This is a genomic window from Streptomyces roseicoloratus, assembly GCF_004117935.1.
GTDB classification, from domain to species: Bacteria; Actinomycetota; Actinomycetes; order Streptomycetales; family Streptomycetaceae; genus Streptomyces; species Streptomyces roseicoloratus.
This window is the reverse complement of the sequence record NZ_SDOY01000179.1, coordinates 1-21,926: the sequence shown is the minus strand read 5'-3', so window position 1 is coordinate 21,926 and position 21,926 is coordinate 1. Positions and strand designations below refer to the sequence as shown.

The 21,926-nt window shown below is 73.6% G+C and carries 18 protein-coding genes; 10 read left to right on the top strand and 8 right to left on the bottom strand.

Annotated elements, in window-relative coordinates; genetic code table 11:
* The first annotated feature begins 75 nt into the window (after positions 1 to 75).
* Positions 76 to 3,543 (top strand): hypothetical protein, encoded by a 3,468-nt coding sequence (locus tag ESG85_RS36490; RefSeq protein ID WP_128984998.1) that lies wholly within the window; start codon positions 76 to 78, stop codon positions 3,541 to 3,543.
* Here ESG85_RS36490 and otsB read toward each other — a convergent pair.
* The 3 genes from otsB to ESG85_RS33795 form a co-directional block, all read right to left on the bottom strand.
* Complete coding sequence (otsB, locus tag ESG85_RS33805) at positions 3,531 to 4,400, bottom strand: trehalose-phosphatase (protein WP_128984997.1); 870 nt, start codon at positions 4,398 to 4,400, stop codon at positions 3,531 to 3,533. The genes ESG85_RS36490 and otsB overlap by 13 nt on opposite strands.
* Positions 4,401 to 4,432: 32 nt before the next feature.
* The gene (locus ESG85_RS33800) at positions 4,433 to 4,654 is read right to left on the bottom strand and encodes a DUF3263 domain-containing protein (RefSeq protein ID WP_128985048.1); all 222 of its coding nucleotides are present in this window, start codon (positions 4,652 to 4,654) and stop codon (positions 4,433 to 4,435) included.
* 240 nt (positions 4,655 to 4,894) lie between these two features.
* Positions 4,895 to 6,169 carry an ABC transporter substrate-binding protein gene (locus tag ESG85_RS33795; protein WP_246095549.1) on the bottom strand — a complete coding sequence of 425 codons (1,275 nt, stop codon included), beginning with the start codon at positions 6,167 to 6,169 and terminating at the stop codon, positions 4,895 to 4,897.
* A gap of 316 nt (positions 6,170 to 6,485) precedes the next feature.
* Between ESG85_RS33795 and ESG85_RS33790 the strand changes: the two genes are divergently transcribed.
* The 3 genes from ESG85_RS33790 (at position 6,486) to ESG85_RS33780 (ending at position 9,663) form a co-directional block, all read left to right on the top strand.
* Positions 6,486 to 7,466: an ROK family protein gene (locus ESG85_RS33790; protein WP_128984996.1), complete on the top strand. Its 981-nt coding sequence runs from the start codon at positions 6,486 to 6,488 to the stop codon at positions 7,464 to 7,466.
* A complete protein-coding gene (gene nagA / locus ESG85_RS33785; RefSeq protein WP_128984995.1) occupies positions 7,466 to 8,611 on the top strand; it encodes an N-acetylglucosamine-6-phosphate deacetylase in 1,146 nt (381 codons plus the stop codon). Before ESG85_RS33790 ends, nagA begins: the two co-directional genes overlap by 1 nt.
* A 113-nt stretch (positions 8,612 to 8,724) precedes the next feature.
* Entirely contained in the window at positions 8,725 to 9,663 is a 939-nt protein-coding gene (locus tag ESG85_RS33780; RefSeq protein WP_128984994.1) for a 1-phosphofructokinase family hexose kinase, read from the top strand.
* 60 nt (positions 9,664 to 9,723) lie between these two features.
* On the opposite strand, the gene ESG85_RS33775 is transcribed toward ESG85_RS33780, so the two are convergent.
* On the bottom strand, positions 9,724 to 10,683 hold the full coding sequence (locus ESG85_RS33775; RefSeq protein WP_128984993.1) for a CBM35 domain-containing protein: 960 nt from the start codon (positions 10,681 to 10,683) through the stop codon (positions 9,724 to 9,726).
* Between the two features lie 154 nt (positions 10,684 to 10,837).
* Entirely contained in the window at positions 10,838 to 12,523 is a 1,686-nt protein-coding gene (gene cdgB, locus ESG85_RS33770) for a diguanylate cyclase CdgB (protein WP_128984992.1), read from the bottom strand.
* A 328-nt stretch (positions 12,524 to 12,851) separates the two neighbouring features.
* Between cdgB and ESG85_RS33765 the strand changes: the two genes are divergently transcribed.
* Positions 12,852 to 13,418, top strand: coding sequence for a flavin reductase family protein (locus ESG85_RS33765; protein ID WP_246095548.1), 567 nt, complete (start codon positions 12,852 to 12,854; stop codon positions 13,416 to 13,418).
* 253 nt (positions 13,419 to 13,671) lie between these two features.
* On the opposite strand, the gene arfB is transcribed toward ESG85_RS33765, so the two are convergent.
* Positions 13,672 to 14,109: an alternative ribosome rescue aminoacyl-tRNA hydrolase ArfB gene (gene arfB, locus ESG85_RS33760; protein ID WP_128984991.1), complete on the bottom strand. Its 438-nt coding sequence runs from the start codon at positions 14,107 to 14,109 to the stop codon at positions 13,672 to 13,674.
* 184 nt (positions 14,110 to 14,293) lie between these two features.
* Here arfB and ESG85_RS33755 point away from each other — a divergent pair, with 184 nt between their 5' ends.
* The gene (locus ESG85_RS33755; protein WP_128984990.1) at positions 14,294 to 14,869 is read left to right on the top strand and encodes a TerD family protein; all 576 of its coding nucleotides are present in this window, start codon (positions 14,294 to 14,296) and stop codon (positions 14,867 to 14,869) included.
* Between the two features lie 104 nt (positions 14,870 to 14,973).
* Positions 14,974 to 15,546, top strand: coding sequence for a GNAT family N-acetyltransferase (locus ESG85_RS33750; RefSeq protein WP_128984989.1), 573 nt, complete (start codon positions 14,974 to 14,976; stop codon positions 15,544 to 15,546).
* Positions 15,547 to 15,674: 128 nt separating this feature from the next.
* On the opposite strand, the gene ESG85_RS33745 is transcribed toward ESG85_RS33750, so the two are convergent.
* Positions 15,675 to 17,084, bottom strand: coding sequence for a M1 family metallopeptidase (locus ESG85_RS33745; protein WP_128984988.1), 1,410 nt, complete (start codon positions 17,082 to 17,084; stop codon positions 15,675 to 15,677).
* A gap of 234 nt (positions 17,085 to 17,318) precedes the next feature.
* The gene (locus ESG85_RS33740; RefSeq protein ID WP_128984987.1) at positions 17,319 to 17,882 is read right to left on the bottom strand and encodes a GlcG/HbpS family heme-binding protein; all 564 of its coding nucleotides are present in this window, start codon (positions 17,880 to 17,882) and stop codon (positions 17,319 to 17,321) included.
* 560 nt (positions 17,883 to 18,442) lie between these two features.
* On the opposite strand from ESG85_RS33740, the gene ESG85_RS33735 reads away from it, so the two are divergent.
* The 3 genes from ESG85_RS33735 to ESG85_RS33725 all read left to right on the top strand — a co-directional run bounded on the left by ESG85_RS33735 (position 18,443) and on the right by ESG85_RS33725 (position 21,724).
* On the top strand, positions 18,443 to 19,561 hold the full coding sequence (locus tag ESG85_RS33735; RefSeq protein ID WP_128985045.1) for a sensor histidine kinase: 1,119 nt from the start codon (positions 18,443 to 18,445) through the stop codon (positions 19,559 to 19,561).
* Entirely contained in the window at positions 19,558 to 20,220 is a 663-nt protein-coding gene (locus ESG85_RS33730) for a response regulator (RefSeq protein WP_128984986.1), read from the top strand. The genes ESG85_RS33735 and ESG85_RS33730 overlap by 4 nt, the downstream gene beginning before the upstream one ends.
* Positions 20,221 to 20,512: 292 nt before the next feature.
* The gene (locus ESG85_RS33725) at positions 20,513 to 21,724 is read left to right on the top strand and encodes an FAD-dependent monooxygenase (RefSeq protein ID WP_246095547.1); all 1,212 of its coding nucleotides are present in this window, start codon (positions 20,513 to 20,515) and stop codon (positions 21,722 to 21,724) included.
* The last annotated feature ends 202 nt before the right edge of the window (positions 21,725 to 21,926 follow it).

Sequence of the window (21,926 nt, the reverse complement as noted above, 5' to 3'; positions counted from 1 at the left end):
CCCCTTCCCGCTGTTACGCTCCCGTCCACCTGCGGTGGGGGGCACCGGCAGGTTCCTAGGTTCGGGAGGGACCGGGTGCTTCGACACACCCTGACGCGGGGCGCGTTCGCCACTGCGACGGCCGTCGCGCTGACGGTGGGCGGCGGCCTCACACCACTGGCGGGGACGGCGACGGCGGAGGAGCCGGCGCCGAGAGAGGTCGTCGTGCCGGCGGCCCCGAAGTCGTCCAAGATCAGTGCATGGCCCTATCTGACCGCCCAGTCGCGGTACTACCGGGCGGACGCCGCGGGGGCCGAGGGCGTCTTCCACTACCAGGGAGAGGACCAGCAGGTCCTGTGGACCCGGTACGCGGACGGCCGCAGCACCCCGGTCCCCCTGTCGCCTGAGGCCGGGACGACCGTCCTCGGCACGGGCGCCGACACCCTGGCGTTCTTCCGTGAGGGCGAGGTCGAGCTGCGCGCCCCGGACGGCGCCTCGCGCCGCCTGAAGCTCCCCGAGGGGCTGAAGGCGCACTCGGTCCACGACTCCACGGTGGTCGCCTACGAGAGGATCCTCCGGCCGGACGGAACGTACACGACCGGCACGTGGCACCTGCTGTCCCTCCGCCCCGACGGAACGGTCCGGGACCTGCCCGTGACCGGCCCGGACGACACGTTCGTGGGCGGGGCCCTCGCCGGCGACAGGTCGGGCATCCTCACGGCGACACGGGTCCAGGACGAGAAGCGGCGGTACGGCATCGCCTCCACCGAGACGGGACGCGTCGAGACGCTCACCGCGCCCGTCCCCAGGACGTTCGTCAGGGCGAAGCTGTCTCCCGACCACATCGCGCTGTACAGCTCCGACAGCAGCGACCACAGGGTTCTGGTGGCCTCGCGAAGCGACCCCTCGGCTCCGCTCACCGAGGTCACCGTGGACAACTACCAGGCGAGCGGCACCTCGAACGACCAGTTCGCCATCGTCGGCGACTGGCTCGTGTACGTATCGTCGAGCAGCTCGCTCGACGCCAAGCCGATCGCAGGCGGCCCCGCCGTCACCCTGCTCGCCAAGGTGTCCCACGGGGTGTCCGCCGGGCCGGACGGCACCGCCGCGATCGTCGGCGGCTCCGACGCCGTCGACTGGGGCGTCCGCCGCGTCACCGCCGACGCCTCGGGCAAGCCCGTGGTGACGATGGTGAAGCCGCTGCCCAACCCCGCGAAGATCCGGGGCATCGCCCTGGCCCAGGGCCGCCTCTCCGTCCTCGACGACAGCGACCACTCGGCCTTCGAGTACGTCCGGGACATCAGCCTCTCCGGCGCCCCGACGTACGGCACCCGGTCGAAGCTCACCGGCATCGCGATGGACCCGTGCGAGGACGACGACCCGGCCTGCGCCTCGTACATGGCGCTCGGGGACGGACGGTTCGTCCGCCGCGTGGACGGGGACGACACGAACTGGCGCTACTACGTCAACGGTTCCGGGGACTACGGATTCTCCGAGCTGTACCTGCCCGCCGGCGGCAGGATCGATGCCCTCTCCTCCCGCTATCTGGTCCACACCGTCCCCGGCACGTCGACCACGCCCGGCACGCAGACGATCCGGTCGATCGGCGGCGGAGTCCTCGAAACCCGCGCTCCCGTCGCCGCCGCCCTGTGGAACACCGTGCTGTGGAGCGCGACCGGAGAGAACGGAACCCTGGCCGCCAAGGACCTGAAGACCGGCGAGGCGGTCGAGGCCGTGAACACCGGTGCCCCCTGCGTCCCCGCGGAACTCCAGGCCACCGACCGCTGGCTGTACTGGTCCTGCGGCGCGAACGGGCCGGCCGGCGTCTACGACCGTACGGCGAAGTCGTCGCGGTCCGTGCCGTCCGGCGAGGCCCTGCTCGGCGACGGCTACGTCGTCACCCACGACAAGACCGCCGGAGAGCTCGTCCTCACCGGCGCCGCCGCCGACGGCCCGGCGAGCCGGGTCGTGGGCGCACTGCCCGACACCGGCGTCTCCCAGCGCCATGTCCGCTGGAGCGTCGACAAGTTCGGCGGCCACCTCGCCTACGTCGACGCCGAGCAGCAGGTGCACGTCGTCGCGACGGGCATCCCCGCGCAGCCGCTGGCTGTGCTGGACGGAACGGCGTCGACGTACGTCGACGCCGCCTCCACCGGCAAGTGGCAACTCCTCACCCGTCGGTACAGCAAGCCGGTGGGCTCCTGGACCCTGACGGCCCGCCACCACTCGACAGGTCGGATCAGCGAGCTGGCCAGCGGAACAGAGGTACGCGGGAAGCTGGAGATCTTCTGGAAGGGGCGCGACAAGGCCGGCACCCTGCTGGCGAACGGCGCGTACACCTGGACCCTCACCGCTCCGCCCGCCGACGGCGTCGGCCCCGCCGTCCAGGAGTCCGGCACCGTGACCCTGGTCGGGGGTGCCTCGATCGCCTCCAGCCGGTTCGCGGGCGTGTCGGGGACACCGAATCGTCCGGTCCGGATCCTCGACACGCGCAGCGGCCTCGGCGCCCGCAAGGGCAAGGTCGGCCCCGGCGGCTCGATCACGCTCCAGGTCACCGGGCAGGGGCAGGTACCCGCGACCGGTGTCACGTCCGTCGCGCTGAACGTGACCGCGGTCAGCCCGAGCGCCTCGACGTACGTCACGGTCCACCCGTACGGCACCGCCCGTCCCAACGCCTCCAACCTCAACGTGCCCGCGGGCCGGATCGTGGCCGGAATGGTCGTCGTCCCGGTCAAGGACGGCAAGGTCACCCTCTACAACCACGCGGGCAGCGTGGACCTCGTCGCCGATGTGACCGGCTACTACACAACCGGTCAGGGCGCGCTCTTCGAACCGCTCAAGCCGGCCCGGATCGTGGATTCCCGGATCGGGCTCGGCGTCGCGAAGGGCAAGCTGGAGGCAGGCATGCTCGGATGGGCTCCGGTCCTCGGGCGCGGAGGGGTGCCCAAGACGGGCGTCACCGCCGTGGTGCTCCAGCTGACCGTCACGAATCCTTCGGCGTCCACGTTCGTCTCGGCCTACGGCACCCCCTACGCCGACACCTATGTGCAGTCGCACGTCCAGGTGGCTGCCGGGCGGACCGCCTCCAACCTGGTGGTCGTCCCGCTGTACGACGACAGCCTGGCGCTCCTCAACCGGTTCGGCGCGGCCGACGTGATCGCCGACGTCGTCGGCTACTACCGCTCCGACGACCTCGGCTCGCTCTTCCAGCCCCTCGCCCCCTCCCGCTCCCTCGACACCCGCGCCGCCATCGGCGCCCCGAAGGCCAAGCTGGGCGGCGGCAAGACGCTCACGCTCACCGTCGCCGGGCGGAACGGGGTGCCGGCCACCGGCGCGACGGCGGTCGTCATGAACGTGACGGCGACCAACGCGACCAACGGCACGTACGTCAGCGTCTATCCGTACGGCACCGCCCGGCCGAACACGTCGAACCTCAACGTGGCCGCCGGGCAGACCGTGTCCAACCTCGTCGTCGTGCCCGTCGTCGACGGCAAGGTCACGCTGTACAACCACGCCGGCAGCGTCGACCTCGTAGCCGACGTGCAGGGGTTCTACGCCCCCTGACCGGCGCCCTCACCCTCCGTCAGCGCCTCCGCGAGCCCGGCGAGCAGTCCCACCACCGCCGCCGGGCCCGGGACCGTGAGGTCGGCGCGGGCGGCGAGGTCGGGGACGGCCGCGGACTCGGCGGCGGAGCAGACGAGCAGGCCCGGGGTGCCGTCGGAGCGGAGCTTCTCGACGGCGGCGTACGCGGGGAGGTCGCCCAGGTCGTCGCCCGCGTACAGGACGGAGCCCGCGCCGGTCTCGCGCAGGAAGTCGGCGAGGGCGACGCCCTTGTCCATGCCCGGCGGGCGGAGCTCCAGGACCATCCGGCCCGGTTCCAGGACCAGGCCGTGCCGGGCGGCGAGGTCGCCCAGCGGGCCCTTCAGGGCCTCGAAGGCGCCCTGCGGGTCCTCGGCGCGGCGGGTGTGGACGGCGACCGCCCTGCCCTTCTCCTCGATCCACGTGCCCGGCCAGGCCCCGACCCGGTCCAGGAAGCCGGGCAGCTCGGCGCGCACCGCCGCCACGCCCGGGTGCGGCGCGGCGGCCTGCACGGTGCCGCTCACGGCGTCCCAGCGCTCGGCGCCGTAGTGGCCGAGGACCACCAGGTGGTCGAGGCCCGGTACGCCGGCGAAGCCCCCGTACCGTACGGCCACTCCGGCGGGGCGTCCGGTGACCACCACGACGGCGGCCAGGTGCGGGGCGAGGGCGGACAGGGCGGGCACGGCGCCGGGGTGGGCGCGGGCCTGCTCCGGATCGGGGACGATCTCGGCGAGCGTCCCGTCGAAGTCGAGGGCGACGACGGCCTTCTCCGGCCGTGCGAGGAGCGCGGCGAGGCCGTCGCGGCCGGCGGCGGTGGTCGGGTGCGGAAGGCTGCTGACCATGTTCACGACCCTACCGACGGATGCCCCCGGCGTCAGCGGCGCTGCTCGCGTTCCGCGCGGACCCGGCGCAGCCGGTTGACCGTGACCGGGTCGTGGGCGAGGGCGCGCGGGTCGTCGAGGAGCGCGTTGAGCAGCTGGTAGTAGCGGGTGGCGGACAGGCCGAGCTGCTCGCGCACGGCCCGCTCCTTGGCGCCGGGCCCGGGCCAGGAGCGCCGCTCCAGGGCGAGCACGGCCTGCTCCCGCTCCCCGAGCACGGCCTGCTCCCGCCTTCCGGGCTCGGCCTGCTCCCGCTCCCCGGGCTCGGTCCGCTCCCGCTCGCCAGGCTCGGTCCGCGCGCGCTTACCCAGCTCGGCCTGCTCCCGCGCCCCGGGCTCGGTCCGCTCCCCGGGCTCGGTCCGCTCCCGCTCGCCGGGGGCGGACCGCGGCGGGTCTTCGGCGGCGCGCCCCGGCTCCCCGATGTCACTGGTCATACAGACCAACTTATGCCGCGCCGGTCACTCCGCGCTCTCGGCCGCCGTCGCCTGGCGGGCCAGCCGGCCGAGGATGTCGCCGGGCCTGGCGCCGGGCTCGACGGCCTTGCCGATCTCCTTCTTCACGCTGCTGCTGACCTGCGCCCAGGAGGTCTTGCCGACGGGCGGCAGCTGGGAGTCCGGCAGCGTCCGCAGGAACTCGCGGAGGTGGGCGGCCTTCGGGTCGGCCTGCATGGCCGCGGAGGCGGTGACGGTGACGGGCAGCATGTCGTACTCCCCGGCGAACTTCAGCACGTTCTCGTCGTCGAAGACGAAGTCGAGGAAGGTCCCGATCTCCTTGCGGTGGCCGTTCTGCTTGAAGCCCATGATCCAGTCGGCGACGCCCATGGAGGCGTGCTCGCGGCCGTCGAAGCCGGGGACCGCGACCTTGCCGAACGTCACGCCGTTCTTCTCGGCCTGCCGCATGAGGGACGGGTGGCCGTTGAGCATGCCGACCTTGCCGCTCGCGAAGGCCGCGAAGGCCGACTTGCGGTCGAGCTTGCCGGGGGCGACGGGGCCGGTGAGGCCCTTGGCCACGAGGTTGTCGCGCAGCCAGCCGAAGGTGCGGATGTTGGCCTGGGAGTCGAGGTCGTAGCGGCCGACGGTGTCGGTGTAGCCGCCGCCACCGCTCAGCAGCCACAGCATCGTCTCGGCCTGGGCCTCCTCGGGGCCGAGCGGCAGCGCGAAGGGATAGGTGACGCCCTTCTTGTCGAGCTTCTCCGCGGCGGCGGCGAGTTCGTCCCAGGTGGTGGGCGGTGCGTCGACGCCGGCCTTCTCGAAGAGTTCCTTGTTGTAGAAGAGCAGCCGGGTGGAGGCGACGAAGGGCAGGCCGTACTGGGTGCGCTTGTACTCGCCGGCGTCGACGAGCGGGGCCAGGAAGTTGGCCTGGACGGGTATGGAGAGCAGTTCGTCGGCGGAGTAGAGCTGGCCGGCGGCCGCGTAGTCGGCGTAGGCGCCGATCTGTGCGATGTCGGGGGCCTCGCCGGCCTTGACGAGCTCGGCGACCTTGCGGTCGATGTCGGTCCAGGGCTCGACGCGGACCTGGATCCTGATGCCGGGGTTCTTCGCCTGGAAGGCGGCGACCAGGCCGTCCCAGTACTTCTTCGTGGTGTCGCCGCCGGTGAGGTCGTAGTCGGCGGCCACCAGCGTGAGGGTCACGTCGCCGCCGTCGCCGCCGAGGCTGCCGCAGCCGGAGAGGCCGGCGGTCAGTCCGAGTGTGGTGGCCGCCGCGGCCAGTCCCAGGAATCGTCGCCGCTGCACAGCCGTAACCCACCCTTTGCTCTTCGTCGAGATCACCGTCGGCCGCAAGTTTCCACCCGGCCGGCGACGGAGGTCTACACCACTCACATATCGCTTCGGCAACGCACCGCCCCATACGGAAGGGATCGCTCCGTCGGGTCCGACACTACCCGGCGGTTAGCTTTCATTTTCGGCATCTGGTCTGGACCAAAACGCTCCACACGGCCCCCGCCCCGCCGACCTCGGACCTGGGCCGCCCGGGTGATTTTGTATCCGACGGCAACAATCTCCACAGTGGACTAGACCTTTCGGGTGCCCACGCGCGAGACTGTTCCCCGTGAGACACGTCATCGCCCTCGATGTGGGCGGCACCGGCATGAAGGCCGCCCTCGTCGGGGCGGACGGCACCCTGCTCCACGAGGCCCGCCGCGCCACCGGCCGCGAGCGCGGACCCGAGGCCGTCGTCGAGACGATCCTCGGCTTCGCCGCCGAGCTGCGCGCCCTCGGCCAGGAACGCTACGGCGAGCCCGCCGCGGCCGCCGGAGTCGCCGTACCCGGAATCGTCGACGCCACGAACGGCATCGCCGTCTACGCCGCCAACCTCGGCTGGCGCGACGTCCCGATGCGCGCGCTGCTCAGCGAGCGCCTCGGCGGCATCCCCGTCGCCCTCGGCCACGACGTGCGCACCGGCGGCCTCGCCGAGGGCCGGATCGGGGCCGGCAACGGCGCCGACCGCTTCCTCTTCGTGCCGCTCGGCACCGGCATCGCGGGCGCCATCGGCATCGGCGGCGAGATCGAGGCCGGCGCCCACGGCTACGCCGGCGAGATCGGCCACATCGTCGTCCGCCCGGGCGGCACGGAGTGCGGCTGCGGCCAGCGCGGCTGCCTGGAACGGTACGCCTCCGCCTCCGCCGTCTCGGTCGCCTGGGCCGAGGCCTCCGGCGACCCCGAGGCGGACGCCGCCGACTGTGCCAAGGCCGTCGAGTCCGGCGACCCCGCGGCCGTACGGGTGTGGCAGGACGCCGTCGACGCCCTCGCGGACGGCCTGGTCACCGCCCTCACCCTGCTGGACCCCCGCACGCTCATCATCGGTGGCGGTCTCGCCGAGGCGGGGGAAACCTTGTTCACACCCCTTCGGGCCGCCGTGGAGCAGCGCGTCACCTTCCAGAAGCTGCCCGCCGTCGTCCCGGCGGCGCTCGGGGACACCGCCGGATGTCTGGGCGCGGGCCTCCTGGCCTGGGACCTGCTCGCCCACGCGACCGACAGCACCCTCAGCAGCACCCTCGACCGCCCCACCGACTCGGAGGTATCCGCCTGATGGCCGTTTCCACAGTTCTCGCGGGGGCCCGCGTGGTGCTGCCGACCGGGATCGTCGAGAACGGACGAGTGATCGTCGAGAACGGCCGCATCGCCGGAGCCGCCCACCAGGACGCCGCCACCCTCGACCTCAGCGGTCACTGGCTGGTGCCCGGCTTCGTCGACCTCCACAACCACGGCGGCGGCGGCGCCTCCTTCACCTCCGGCACCGTCGACGACGTCCTCACCGGCGTCCGCACCCACCGGCAGCACGGCACGACCACCGTCGTCGCCTCCTTCGTCACCGGCGAGATGGACTTCCTCACCCAGCGCGCCGGCCTGCTCTCCGAGCTCGCCGAGCAGGGCGACATCGCCGGCATCCACTTCGAGGGCCCGTTCATCTCGCCCTGCCGCAAGGGCGCCCACGACGAGACGCTGCTGCGCGACCCCGAGCCCGCCGAGGTGCGCAAGCTGATCGACGCCGCGCGCGGCCAGGCCCGCATGGTCACCCTCGCCACCGAGCTGCCCGGCGGCCTCGACTCCGTACGGCTGCTCGCCGAACACGGCGTGATCGCCGCCGTCGGGCACACCGACGCCACGTACGAGCAGACGCGCGACGCCATCGACGCGGGCGCCACCGTCGCCACCCACCTCTTCAACGCGATGCCCGCCCTCGGACACCGCGCGCCCGGCCCGATCGCCGCGCTCCTGGAGGACGAGCGGGTCACCGTCGAGCTCATCAACGACGGCACCCACCTCCACCCGGCCGCCCTGGAACTGGCCTTCCACCACGCCGGCGCGGAACGCGTCGCCTTCATCACCGACGCGATGGACGCCGCCGGCTTCGGCGACGGCCGCTACATGCTCGGCCCGCTGGAGGTCGAGGTGAAGGACAGCGTCGCGCGGCTCGTCGAGGGCGGCTCCATCGCCGGCTCGACGCTCACCCTCGACCGGGCGTTCCGGCGCGCGGTCACCGTCGACCGGCTGCCCGTCGAGTCCGCCGTCCAGGCACTCTCCGCCAACCCCGCGAAGCTGCTCGGCGTCTACGACCGGGTCGGCTCCCTGGAGCCCGGCAAGGACGCCGACCTCGTCGTCCTCGACGAGGACTTCGAGCTCAAGGGCGTGATGCGCAAGGGCGAATGGGTGGTCGATCCGCAAGTGGGCTGATTTTCCCCCTCGTTGCGGGACGGCGGTCGGTCCGGGGTCTGGGCCTACCGCCGTCTCCCTGGCATGATCAGGGCGCTACCGGCGGTGACACGAGACGACAGGGGGTGGATCAGGTGATCCTCACGGTCACCCTCAACACGGCGCTGGACCTCACCTATCGCGTCCCGGCCCTCGTCCCGCACGCCTCGCACCGCGTCACCCAGGTCATCGAACGCCCCGGCGGCAAGGGCCTCAACGTCGCCCGGGTGCTCGGCGCCCTCGGCCACGAGACCGTCGTCACCGGCTTCGCGGGCGGCGCCACCGGCGAGACCCTCCGCGCCCTGCTCGCCACCACCACCGCCGGCCGCCCGGTCCACGACGCGCTGGTCCCGATCGGCGGATCCACCCGCCGCACCGTCGCCGTCGTCGACGCCGCGACCGGCGACACCACCCAGCTCAACGAGCCCGGCCCGGTCATCACCCCCGACGAATGGGCCGCGTTCACCGCGCGCTTCACCGAACTCCTCGACGGAGCCCGGGCCGTGGCCCTGTGCGGCAGCCTGCCGCCGGGCATCCACGTCGGCGCCTACGCGGAACTCGTCCGGCTCGCCCGCGCCGCCGGCGTCCCCGCCCTGCTCGACACCAGCGGCGAACCGCTGCGCCGCGGCATCGCCGCCCGCCCCGACATCGTCAAGCCCAACGCGACGGAACTCGCCCAGCTCACCGGCTCCCGCGAACCGCACCGCGCCACCCGCGACGCCCGCCGTCGCGGCGCCCACGCCGTCGTCACCTCCCTCGGCCCCGACGGCGTCCTCGCCGCCACCCCGGACGGCCTGTGGCAGGCCGCACCGCCCGCGCCGGTGCAGGGCAACCCGACGGGCGCCGGCGACTCGGCCGTCGCGGCACTCCTCGCCGGCCTGGTCGACGGCGCCGACTGGCCCACCCGCCTCACCCACGCCGTCGCCCTCTCGGCGGCGACGGTGCTGTCCCCGGTGGCCGGCGAATACGACGAAACGGCCTACGAGGCCCTGCTCCCCCGCATCGCGGTGAGGGCGGGGGCGACGGCGGCCTGACACCTGCCGGACACGACGGAAGCGGGGCCCCATGGCCCCGCTTCCGTGTGTCCGGTCCGCTCACCCGCCGGGCGGCGTCTCGCGGATCTCCAGCCAGTCGAAGAGCGCGTCACACTGGTTGCCCTGCTCGCAGGACAACTTGATGGTGTTGGTGCCCTGCTTGAGGTCCACCGGCGCCCAGGTCGTCTGCCAGTTCTTCTCCAGGTTCGGGTCCGACGAGGAGATGAAGTTCTTCAGGCCTATCGGGTTGCTGTTGGCCTTGTCGTTGACCGTCAGCGTGGCGTTGGCGTCCTTCGCCGGGATCGCGTACCGCACGTAGAGGCGGTACGCACCGGCTACCTGCACGTCCGCCTGCCAGGTCACCGACGAGCCGATCGCGTTGAACCCGGTCACGTACGCGCCGTCCGCGCCCTCCGCCCCCTTGATGTCCCTCGCGAGCGCCGCCGAGCCGCCCAGCTTCAGCGTCGCCGCGTCCTGCTTGGGCAGCGGCGCCTGGGGCTGCGAGGACTGGCTCGGCGTCACCGACGGGGACTCCGAGACGTGGCCGCCCGGCTCGCCCGTGGACGTGCCGCCGCCCGCGCCGTTCGTCTTGTCGCCGCTGTTGGTGATCACGGCGGCCGTGATGCCCGCCACGACCACCGCGACGACCGCCACGGCGCCGATCAGCAGGCCCTTGGTGTTGGGGCCGCGGCCGCCGCGCGGGGCGGGCTGCGGCGGGCCGGGGCGGTGCTGGCCACCGCCCGGGTACGTCTCCGGCGCCGCGTACTGCGGGTGCGGCTGGCCGTACGCCTGCTGCTGCGGGACCTGCGGCTGCTGCGCGTGGCCGCCGTACTGGCGCTCGCCGACCGTGCGGACCTGGTTGTACGAGGTGCGCGGGACGCCCGGCTGCGCCGCCGGACCCGGGTAGCCGTAGCCGCCGCCCTGGGGCCGCTGGGCCCCCGCCGCCTGCCCGTCCGCGTACAGGTAGCCGAACGGATCGTCGTCCTCGGGCGTGTTCGTGCCGTCGTTACCGGCAGCCATCCGGGTCACTCCTATCCACTGCTCGCCAGCCGTCGCCGACCGGGCGAGCCTACCTCGAACGGCCCTGCCGACGGTCAGGCGATGTGTGGACGAGCGGTGAACGAACCCGCGCGGCGGCCGGGCGGCCGGGCCCGGGGCACGACCCGGGGGACGCCTATCCCGCCCGTCTGTGCACCTTCGAACGGGACCGCTTCTCCACGTACATCCGCTGGTCGGCGCTGTTCAGGACCTCTTCGACGGTCATGCCGCACTCGGCCCAGCCGATGCCGAAACTGGCCCCGACCCGCACCGCCCGTCCGTCCACCCGGATCGGCGGGATGATCGCGTTCCGCAGCCGGACCGCGAGGTCGGCCGCGTCGGCCGCGCCGAGGCCGTCGGCGAGCACGACGAACTCGTCGCCGCCGAGCCGCGCGACCGTGTCCCCGTCCCGCACGCCCGTGGTCAGCCGGCGCGCGACCTCGATGAGCACGGCGTCGCCGGTGTGGTGTCCGAACCGGTCGTTGATCGACTTGAAGCCGTCCAGGTCGCAGAAGAGAACCGCGAGCCCCTTCGTCCCGTCGTCGACGTCGCCGCCGGTGGGCGCGACCGTGTGCACGTGGTGGTCGTACGGCCCGGCGACGCCGCCGTCCGACGAGAAGCCGAAGCCGTGCTCGTGCTCGTAGTCGTACTCGTATTCGTACGGAGGTTCGAGACCGGGTGTGTTCTCGCGCGCCGTCGCGGCGGCGAACGGGCGCTCGCAGATCCGGGCGGAGAGCCGGGAGCGCAGCTCTGCGCTGTTGGGGAGGCCCGTGAGGGCGTCGTGCGAGGCGCGGTGGGCGAGCTGGAGCTCGTGCCGCTTGCGCTCCTCGATGTCCTCGACGTGGGTGAGGAGGAAGCGGGGGCCGTCGGCGGTGTCGGCGACGACCGAGTTCCGCAGCGACACCCAGACGTACGTGCCGTCGCGGCGGCTCAGGCGCAGCTCGGCGCGCCCGCCCTCGGCGGAGGTGCGGAGCAGGGTGCCTATGTCCTCGGGGTGGACGAGGTCGGCGAAGGAGTAGCGGCGCATCACGGACGCGGGCCGGCCCAGCAGCCGGCACAGGGCGTCGTTGGTGCGGAGGAGCCGGCCGTGCTGGTCGCCGCCCATCTCGGCGATGGCCATGCCGGAGGGCGCGTACTCGAAGGCCTGCCGGAAGGATTCCTCGCTGGCGCGCAGCGCCTGCTGCTCGCGTTCCAGGCGGACGAGGGCGCGCTGCATGTTGGAGCGGAGGCGGGCGTTGCTGATCGCGATGGCGGCCTGGGAGGCGTACATCTGGAGGGCCTCGCGGCCCCAGGGGCCGGGGTGGCGGCCGTTGCGCGGGCGGTCGACGGAGATCACGCCGAGCAGTTCGCGGCCGGAGCCCGGGCCTCCGCCGTGGGCGGAGCGGGCGCCGGGCGAGTACATCGGCGCGTAGAGCCGGTCGTGCGGGTGCCACTCGTCCTCGAAGCGCGGCGCGGGGCCCTCGGTGTGCCACTGCGGCACGTCGTCCTCGATGAGCACCCAGCCCTCGGTGTGCGGTATGAAGCGCAGGTCACCCCAGGCCTGCCCCATGGACAGGCGGCGGTCCCACGAGGCGCGGGAGCCGACCCGGCCGGTGATCAGGGCCTCGGCGGCGGGGCTGCCGGCGAAGGCGGAGACGATCAGGTCACCGTCGGGGCGCACGAGGTTGACGCAGGCCAGCTCGTAGTTGAGGCCCGCGACGATGCCGTCGGCGACGGCCTGTACGGTGTCCGCCAGGCTGCGGGCGGTGTTGAGGTCCGCCACGACCTGATGCAGCTGCCGCAGGGTCGCAAGACGGACGTACGGCTCCGACTCGGTCTCCATCGCTCGCTCTCCCCGAGACCTCGACAGCTGACTCCTGGGTTCTCATCGGCTTCATCGGCTTCGTGGTGCACTGTCCCCGCCACTGAATCACAGCGAGCTGTGCACCCGGTACACAGGGTCAGCAAATACTGCTGTCTGTGACTCAAGTCACAAGCCCCGATGGGGCTTGAGGCCCCGCCGCGGAAAAGCCCTTCCGGGGCACGCCGGGCGGCGGCGTGCCCCGGCCGGGTTCCGCGGCCCGTCCCCACGGGTCCTAGGACCCACGAGGGAAGCCGGGTGGTTCCGACGCCCGATGCCCGCGGGGCGGGGCGCGGACTAGCGTGCGAGCGTGCTGCAGAAGACGCCCGTCTCGGGGACCACCGCCGTCGACCTGGCCATCCCTCATGCTGAGGGGGTGAGCAACGACGCGTTCAAGGCCGCCATGTCCCGCCTCGCGGCGGGTGTGGTGCTGGTGACGGCCCATGACCCGGACGACGGCCCGCACGGCGAGGACGTCGGCATGACGGCCACCGCCTTCCTCTCCGTCTCCCTCGACCCGCCGCTGGTCATGGTCAGCCTGCGCAACGGCTCGCGCATGGACGACCTGCTCGCCGACGTCCCGGTGTGGGCGGTCTCGGTGCTCGCCGAAAGCCAGCGGCACGTCGCCGGCCGCTTCGCGATGAAGGGCCGGGTGAGCGACCGCCTGCTCTTCGCCGACCTCCCCTACACGCGCGGCACGCACAGCGGCGCCCCGCTGATGGGCGGCGCGCTCGCGACCCTCGAATGCCGCACGGAGAACCGCGTCCTGGCGGGCGACCACACCCTCGTCATCGGCCGCGTCCTCGACACCCGCCTGCCGTCGGCGGAGGGCGGGCCACTGACGTACTTCCGGGGCAGGTACCGGACGCTGGGGTAGCAGTGGCCGCCGGATTCCGGGGTAGCGGTGGCCACCGACGCTGGGGTGGCAGTGGCCACCGGACACCGACGGGGTGGCAGTGGCCACCGGACACCGACGGGGTGGCAGTGGCCGCCGGACGCCGACGGGGTGGCAGTGGTCACCGGACGCCGGGGTGGCAGTGGTCACCGGACTCCGGGCGGGATCCCGGAAGCCGGGGTGCGCGGCGCGGCGCGGCGCCGGCGGTCGGGCAGCCGGTGCCGGGGGCTCGGGCTCAGCCCCAGTCGCGGCCCTGTCGGCCGCGCTTGGTCTCCGCGCGCTGCTTCTTCTCCCGCAGCCGCCGCTCGTTGATGCCGCGCGGGATCCGCGTCGGGCGGCGCGGCTTCGGCGGCGGCGCCGTGGCCTCCGCGAGGAGCGCGGCGAGCCGGACGGCGGCCGTCTCGCGGTTGCGCCACTGGGAACGGTGCTCGGAGGCGCGGACGGTGAGGACGCCGTCCACGAGGCGCGCGGCGAGCCGCTCCAGGGCCCGCGCCTTCCACACCTCCGGCAGGGCCTCGGTCGCCGCCAGGTCGAAGCGGAGCTCCACCTGCGAGTCGCTGGTGTTGACGTGCTGGCCGCCCGGCCCGGACGACCGCGAGAAACGCCACATGAGCTCGGCCTCGGGAAGCGAGACGGAGCCGCGGATCGGATAGGGACCGGACATGCCTTCCATGTTCCCCGCCGGGCCGGTCGTGCGTCACCCTGTTTTCGCACGGGAACCGCACGGGACCCGCACTGCACCCGCACGGCATCCGGCCAGGAAGGCGCCTGGGAAGGCGCCCGGGAAGGCGCGCTGGAACCACAGCGGCGCCGTGCGCGTTATTGGGTGCGAACACATCACGATGAAGGGACATCCCATGGCTGTAAGCCTCTCCAAGGGCGGCAACGTCTCCCTGACCAAGGAGGCCCCTGGCCTCACCGCCGTCACCGTGGGCCTGGGCTGGGACGTCCGTACGACCACGGGCACGGACTTCGACCTCGACGCGTCGGCCATCGGCGTGGACGCCGCCGGCAAGGTCGTCTCCGACGGCCACTTCGTCTTCTTCAACAACAAGTCCACGCCGGACCAGACCATCGTCCACACCGGTGACAACCGCACCGGCGAGGGCGGCGGCGACGACGAGCAGATCAACGTCAACCTGGCGGGCCTCCCGGCCGGCGTCGACAAGATCGTCTTCCCGGTCTCCATCTACGACGCGGTCAACCGCTCGCAGAACTTCGGCCAGGTCCGCAATGCCTACATCCGCATCGTCAACCAGGCCGGCGGCGCCGAGATCGCCCGCTACGACCTGTCGGAGGACGCCGCCGTCGAGACCGCGATGGTCTTCGGCGAGCTGTACCGCAACGGCGCGGAGTGGAAGTTCCGCGCGGTGGGCCAGGGCTACGCCTCGGGCCTGGAGGGCATCGCCCGCGACTTCGGCGTCAACATCTGACGGACGCGACCGTCCGGCGGGCCTCCTCGCGGCCCCGGCCATGATCCGCCGGACAGGACCTGGAGCCCCGGCGCGTCGTGCGCCGGGGCTCTACGCTTGCGCGGGTGATCGTCGAACCGCTGACCGCCGGGGACCCGCGCGACATCCCCGGTCCGCTGCTGACCGAACTCACCGGGCTGTACGCGTCGAACGAGGAGTTCCAGCAGCTCAGCGGCGACTTCCCGGACCCCGCCCGCATCCTGCCGGAACAGGTCGCCGCCGCCCTCGCCGACGAGTTGGCGCAGCCGACCGCCGAGGTGCTGCTCGCCCGCTCGGCCGGCCGCCTCGTCGCCGTCGCCGTCACCCTCGGCCGGCACCCCGACCCGGCCGACCCCGACCCGTGGATCGGTCTGCTGATGGTCCACGCCGCCGGACACCGCGCCGGACACGGCCGGCGCCTGGCCGCGCACGTCGAGGAGGGCTTCCGCTCCCAGGGCCGTACGGGACTGCGCCTGGCCGTCCTGGAGAACAACCCGCGCGGCCTCGCGTTCTGGACCTCGCTCGGCTACGAGGAGATCGCGCGCCGCCCGGACCTGGCCCACGGCCGTCCCTGCGTCGTCCTGCGCAAGGCCCTCCGGCCACCGACGCCGGCCGATCACCGGCCTGACGCACCACCGCGAACGGAAGCCTCGCGCTGACGCACCACCGCGAACGAAGTCCCGCGCTGCCGCACCGTCACGAACGGAAGCCTCGCGCTGACGCACCACCGCGAGCGGAACCTCGCACTGACGCACCACCGCGAGCGGACGCGAAGCGCCGTGTCCTCCTAGTCCGTCGGCTCCGCGGGCTTCCCGTCCCCGTACAGCCACACGTCCCACAGCCCGGTCAGGTCCTCGTCCGCGACCGACTCCACGTACTCCGTGAAGTCCTCGGTGCCGGCGGTGCCGTGACGGTACTTCGCCGGCCAGCCCGCGAGGATCTCGTAGAAGGTGTCGTCGCCGACCGTCTGGCGGATGCGGTGCAGCACCATCGCCCCGCGCTGGTAGACGGGCACGCCGAACAGGTCCTCGGGGCCCGGCGGTTCGGCCGGCGGGAAGGCCCAGGCGGCGTCGTTGGCGAAGGCCTTCTCGAAGCTCTGCTGCGCCGGGGCGTCCTCGAAGTCCTCCTTGTAGAGCCACTCCGCGTACGTCGCGAAGCCCTCGTTCAGCCACATGTCCTGCCAGGTGGCGGGCGACACGGAGTTGCCGTACCACTGGTGGGCCAGTTCGTGGACGACGGTGGTGGTGTCGAAGGAGCCTGCGGGGAAGACCGGGCGGGTCTGGGTCTCCAGGGCGTAGCCGACGTCGTCGTCGCGGTCGACGATCGCGCCGGCGGCGGCGAACGGATAGGGCCCGAAGTTCTCCGTCTGCCAGTCCAGGATCTCCGGGATCCTGGCCCGCAGCGCGGCTGTCCGCGCCGCCACCTCGGGATCGGCGGCGGTGAGGACGGGCACCTTGCCGAGCGCGGTCGTGGTGCTCGTGTCGTAGCGCCCGATCGCGAGCGTGGCGAGATAGCTCGCCATCGGGTCGGCGGCGTGCCAGACCGAGGTGGTGCGGCCGTCGGCGGTCTTGCGCTCGGCGGTGAGCACCCCGTTGGAGAGGGCCTTGAGCCCGGCCGGGACGGTGACGGTGATGTCGTAGACGGCCTTGTCGGAGGGGTGGTGGTTGCCGGGGAACCAGGCCATGGAGCCGGTCGGTTCGCCGAGCGCCAGCGCGCCGTCGGCGGTCTTCAGCCAGCCCTCCTCGGCGCCGTCCGAGTCGGTGATGGTCTCCGGCACGCCGTCGTAGGTGACGACGGTCCGGAACTCGGCGCCCTTGTCGATGTCCTCGCGCGGGCGCACGGTCAGCTCGTTCCCGGCCCGGTTGACGGCGGCGGGCGCCCCGCCGACGGTGGCACCGCGGACGGTGAGCCCGGCCAGGTCCAGGTTGAAGGCGCTGAGGTCCTGGGTGGCCTTCGCGGTGATCTCGGCACGGCCGTCGAGGCGGCCGGTGGCGGGGTCGTAGGACAGCGTGAGGGCGTAACGGCTCACGTCGTAGCCGCCGTTGCCGAGCTTGGGGAAGTACGGGTCGCGCAGCCCGGCCGCGCCGGGCGTTCCGTGCACCCCGCCACCGGAGCCGCCGGCGGTGCAGGCCGCGGCGAACAGGGCGAGGGTGAGGGTGAGGGCCAGGGCTCCGGTCCTGCGGCGGCGCGTGTTCACGAACCGATCCTAAGCAGACATACGGATGCTGTCGTAAACAGGCGTACGAATACACCGCGTACGAATACACCGCGTCCCAATACGCCGCGTCCGAATTCGCCGCGTCCGAATACGCCGCGTCCGAATACGCCGCGTACGCCGTGCCGATGGCGCCCGGCGGGGGTCCGGGCGCCATCGGGGCCGGTGGGGCGGGGCCGGTGGGGCGGTCCGGCGGTCGGCGGTCGGCGGTCGGCGTCAGTCGTTCAGCGACGCCACGCCCGCCTGGGCGAACTTCTCGTCCAGGTCGCCGGAGGGCGCGCCGGCCACGCCGATGCCGGCGATCGGGGCGCCGTTCGCGGTGACGGGGGCACCGCCGCCCAGGAAGAGGGTGCCGGGGATGTCCTTCAGGTTCGGAGCCTGGGCGAGGCGGCCGGCGAGGACGGAGGTCGGGGCGTTCCAGGAGACGGCGGTGTACGCCTTGCGCTCGGCCGACTCGTAGGACTGCGGGCCGGCGCCGTCGCCGCGCAGGGTCACGATGGTGTTGCCGTTGCGGTCGACGACGGCGACGGAGACGCGCTGGTTCTCCTTCTCGGCGGCCTTCAGGGTGGCCTGCGCGGCCTTCGTCGCGGCCTCGATCGTCAGGTGGGTGTCCTGGCGCAGGTCGTCGCGGTCGGCGTCGGCCTTCTTGGCGGCAGCGGCGGCGGCCGGGGCGGCCTGCGCGGCGGAGGAGGCGTTGGAGGCGTTGGCGGAGACGGCGCCGAAGGTGCCGGCCGCGAGGACGACGGCGGCGGTGGTGCCGAGGAGGAACTTCTTCTGCATTGCGGGCTCCAGGGGTTCGGGACGTGTTTCCGTCGTTCGGGACGGTGTGCCGCGGTTCGGGCGGTGTTCGCGGTGCGGGACGGTGTTCGCGGTGCGGTGCGGAACAGTGCTCCGTCGTTCGGGACGGTGTTCCGTCGTTCGGGACGGTGTTCCGTTCGCTCTGCATCGATCCTCCGTCCGGGAACGGGGCCCGCCGGTCGACGTTCCGGCTCGGTCCGGCGCGCGCACCGGATGACGGGGCCGTCAGCCGATCGGTTGATGCCGCCCTGGTCCTCCTGGGCCAGGATGGACACGTATCTCCAGGTCAGACGGTCGGCGACACACCAGGGCCGCCGACGCCACGAAGCAGGTGAACGATGGACCGGACGACGGACGACCGGGCCACGCCCCCGGACCGGGACCCGGAGGCCGGGGGCCTCGGGCGGGACTCGAACACCGGCGGTCCCGGGCTGGACCCAGAGGCCGGCGGTCCCGGGCTGGACCCGGAAGCCGGGGGCCTCGGGCGGGACCCGGCCGGGGGCCTCGGGCGGGACCCCGACGCCCGGTGGCTGGCGCGGGTCATGCACGTGGCGTTCTTCCTCCTCCTCGGCGCCTCCCTCGCCCGCTTCCTGCTGCGCCACCCCTGGGAGGACCGCAGCCCCTGGATCGTCGCGCTCTCGGGCGCCCTCGCGTCCCTCTACCTCCTCGGTCCCGTCCTCGGCACCCGTGCCACACCCCGCCGGATCGCCTGGCTGGGCACGGTCGTCGCCGTCTGGACCGTCCTCGTCGTGCTCGCGCCGAGCTTCGCGTGGTGTGCGGTGCCGCTGTTCTACACGGGCCTGCGCACGCTGCCGCCGCGCGCCGCGCTCGGCCTGGTCGCCCTGCTGACGGTGTTCGTCGTGGCCGCGCAGGTGCAGCTGTCGGAGGGCGGCTTCGACCCCAACCTGGTGATCGCCCCGCCCGCCGTCGCCGCCATCGCCACCGCCGTCTTCGTGCACGCCGACCGGCAGGCCGAGCGGCAGCGCGCGCTCATCGAGGACCTGATCCGCACGCGCCGCGAGCTGGCCGCGATCGAGCGCCGCGAGGGCACCCTGGCCGAGCGGCAGCGGCTGTCCATGGAGATCCACGACACCCTCGCGCAGGGCCTGTCCAGCCAGCAGATGCTGCTCCAGGCCGCCGACCGCACCTGGGACGCCGATCCGTCGACCGCCCGCCGCCACGTCCGTACGGCCGAGTCGATCGCCGAACGCAACCTCGCCGAGGCCCGCCGCTTCGTCCACGACCTGGCGCCGGCCGACCTCGCCGAGGGCGGCGGCCTCGAGGAGGCGCTGCGCGGGCTCGCGGCCCGCGAGTCGGCCGTGTTCCGGGTCGACGGGACGGCGGTGCCGCTGCCGGACCGGGTCCAGTCGGCGCTGCTGCGGATCGCGCAGGGCGCCCTCGCCAACATCCGCGAGCACGCCGAGGCCGCCTCCGCCGCGCTCACCCTGACCTATCTGGACGACCAGGTCGTCCTCGACGTCGCCGACGACGGCCGCGGCTTCGACCCGGCCGCCGTACGGGAGGACGACGGGGTGCGCGGCCACGGGCTGCCCGCGATGCGGGTGCGCGCCCGGCAGCTGGGCGGCACCCTGACGATCGAGTCCGCACCGGGCGAGGGCACCGTGCTCTCGGCCGCGATCCCGTTGGAGGTACGCCCGTGAGCGCCCCCGCGACGCCCGCAGCACCCGGAGGGCCCGCCGCGCCCGTACGGATCCTGCTCTGCGACGACCACGCGGTGGTCCGCGCCGGGCTGCTCGCGCTGCTCGGCAGCGCCCCGGACATCGAGGTGGTGGGCGAGGCGGGCAGCGGCGAGGAGGCCGTCGCGATGGCCTCCCACCTGCGGCCGGACGTGGTCCTGATGGACCTGCAGCTCGGTCCGGGCATCGACGGCGTGGAGGCGACCCGGCGGATCGCGCCGACCGGCGTCCACGTCCTCGTCCTCACCACGTACGACACGGACGCGGACATCACCCGGGCCATCGAGGCGGGCGCCACCGGCTACCTCCTGAAGGCCGAGCGCCCGGAGGAGTTGTTCGCCGCGATCCACTCGGCGGCGCAGGGCCGTACGACGCTGTCGCCGCCGGTCGCCAGCCGGGTGATGGACCGGATGCGGGGCGCGGCGGGCCCGTCCCTCACCGACCGGGAGCGCGACATCCTCGGACAGCTCGCGCGCGGCCTGGGCAACCGGGAGATCGCCCGCGCCCTGTTCATCAGCGAGGCCACGGTCAAGACCCACCTGGGCCGGATCTACGCGAAGCTCGGCGTCGACACGCGGGCGGGCGCGGTGGCGGTGGCGAAGGAACAGCGCCTGCTGCCGTGACGCCGACGGGCCGTCGGCGGGGGCGTCGGCGGGGGCGTCGGCGGGGGCCGTCGCCGGGGCGTCAGCGGGAGGGGCCGGGGCGTCGGCGGGGGATCGTCGGTAGACGGCTATCGGCGGGGGACGTCGGTAGACAGCTATCGGTGGAGGCCGTCGGCGGGGCCGTCGAGGGCGTCACCCGCGCGGGCGGACCGGCCACGGCTTTCCGCTCCTCGCCGCACCCGCGCTGCTACCGTGCGTTGCCACCTCAGCGCACTGCGTCATGGCACTGCGTCATGTCCTCGTGGGAGCACCCGTGAAGATCACCATCGTCGGCGGCGGGCCCGGCGGCCTCTACTTCTCGATCCTGATGAAGCGCCAGGACCCCTCCCACGACATCACCGTGTACGAGCGGAACCCGGAGGGCGCCACCTACGGCTGGGGCGTCACCTACTGGGCCGGCCTCCTCGACAAGCTGCGCGCGGGTGACCCGGAGTCGGCGGAGGCGATCGCCGCCGCGTCGGTCACCTGGACCGACGGCGTGGCGATCGTCCGCGACGAGCGCACCGTCCACCGCGGCGACGCGGGCTTCGGCATCGGCCGCCGCCGGATGCTGGCGCTGCTCGCCGACCGGGCCCGGGAGCTGGGCGTACGGGTCGAGCACGAGCACGCCGTCACCGGCCCCGGCGCGCCGGAGCTCGCGGACGCCGACCTGGTGGTGGCCGCCGACGGGGTGAACAGCGCGCTGCGCGAGGCGCACGCGCACCACTTCGGCACCGAGGTCACCAGCGGCCGCAACCCCTACGTGTGGCTGGGCACCACCAAGGTCTTCGACTCCTTCAGCTTCGCCTTCAAGGAGACCGAGCACGGCTGGATCTGGTGCTACGCCTACGGGTTCAGCGGCGAGCAGTCGACGTGCGTGGTGGAGTGCGGCCCGGAGACCTGGTCGGGTCTGGGGCTCGACCGGCTGAACGAGGCCGACAGCCTGAACCTGCTCGAGAAGCTGTTCTCCGACCTCCTCGACGGCGAGCCGCTGATCGGCCGCGAGCAGCACGGCGGCGGCGCCCCGGCCCAGTGGCTGCACTTCCGCACCCTCACCAACCGCGTCTGGCACCACGGGAACACGGCACTGCTCGGCGACGCGGCCCACACCACGCACTACTCGATCGGCGCGGGCACCACCCTGGCCCTGGAGGACGCCCTCGCCCTCGCCGCCGCCCTGCGCGACCCGTCGGTGCCGGTGGGCACGGCCCTCGCCGCGTACGGACGGCGGCGCCGCGCGGAGCTGGTGTCGGCGCAGAGCGCGGCCCGCTACAGCGCCCAGTGGTACGAGAACCTGCCCCGCTACATGCGCCTGGAGCCGGCGCGGATGTTCGCCCTGCTCGGCCAGCGCCACTCCCCGCTCCTGCCGCACATCCCGCCCCAGCTCTACTACCGCCTCGACCGCGCGGCGGAACAACTGGAACCCCTCCGCCGCCTCAAGCGCTGGCTGGGCCCGCGCGTGGCCAGGGCGGTCCACCGGGGCTGAGGGCCGGGGGCGGGCGGGGCGGAGGGCCGGACGCGGGGCGGGGTCGAGGCGCAGGACCGGCAGGTCTGAGCCCCAGACCCCGATCGAGACCAGGCCCAGGACCGGCCAGGCTGAGGCCCCGGCCCACAACCGGGCTGAGGCCCCGGCCCGCGGCCGAGCTGAGGCCCCGGCCCGCGGCCGGGCTGAGGCCCCGGCCCGCGGC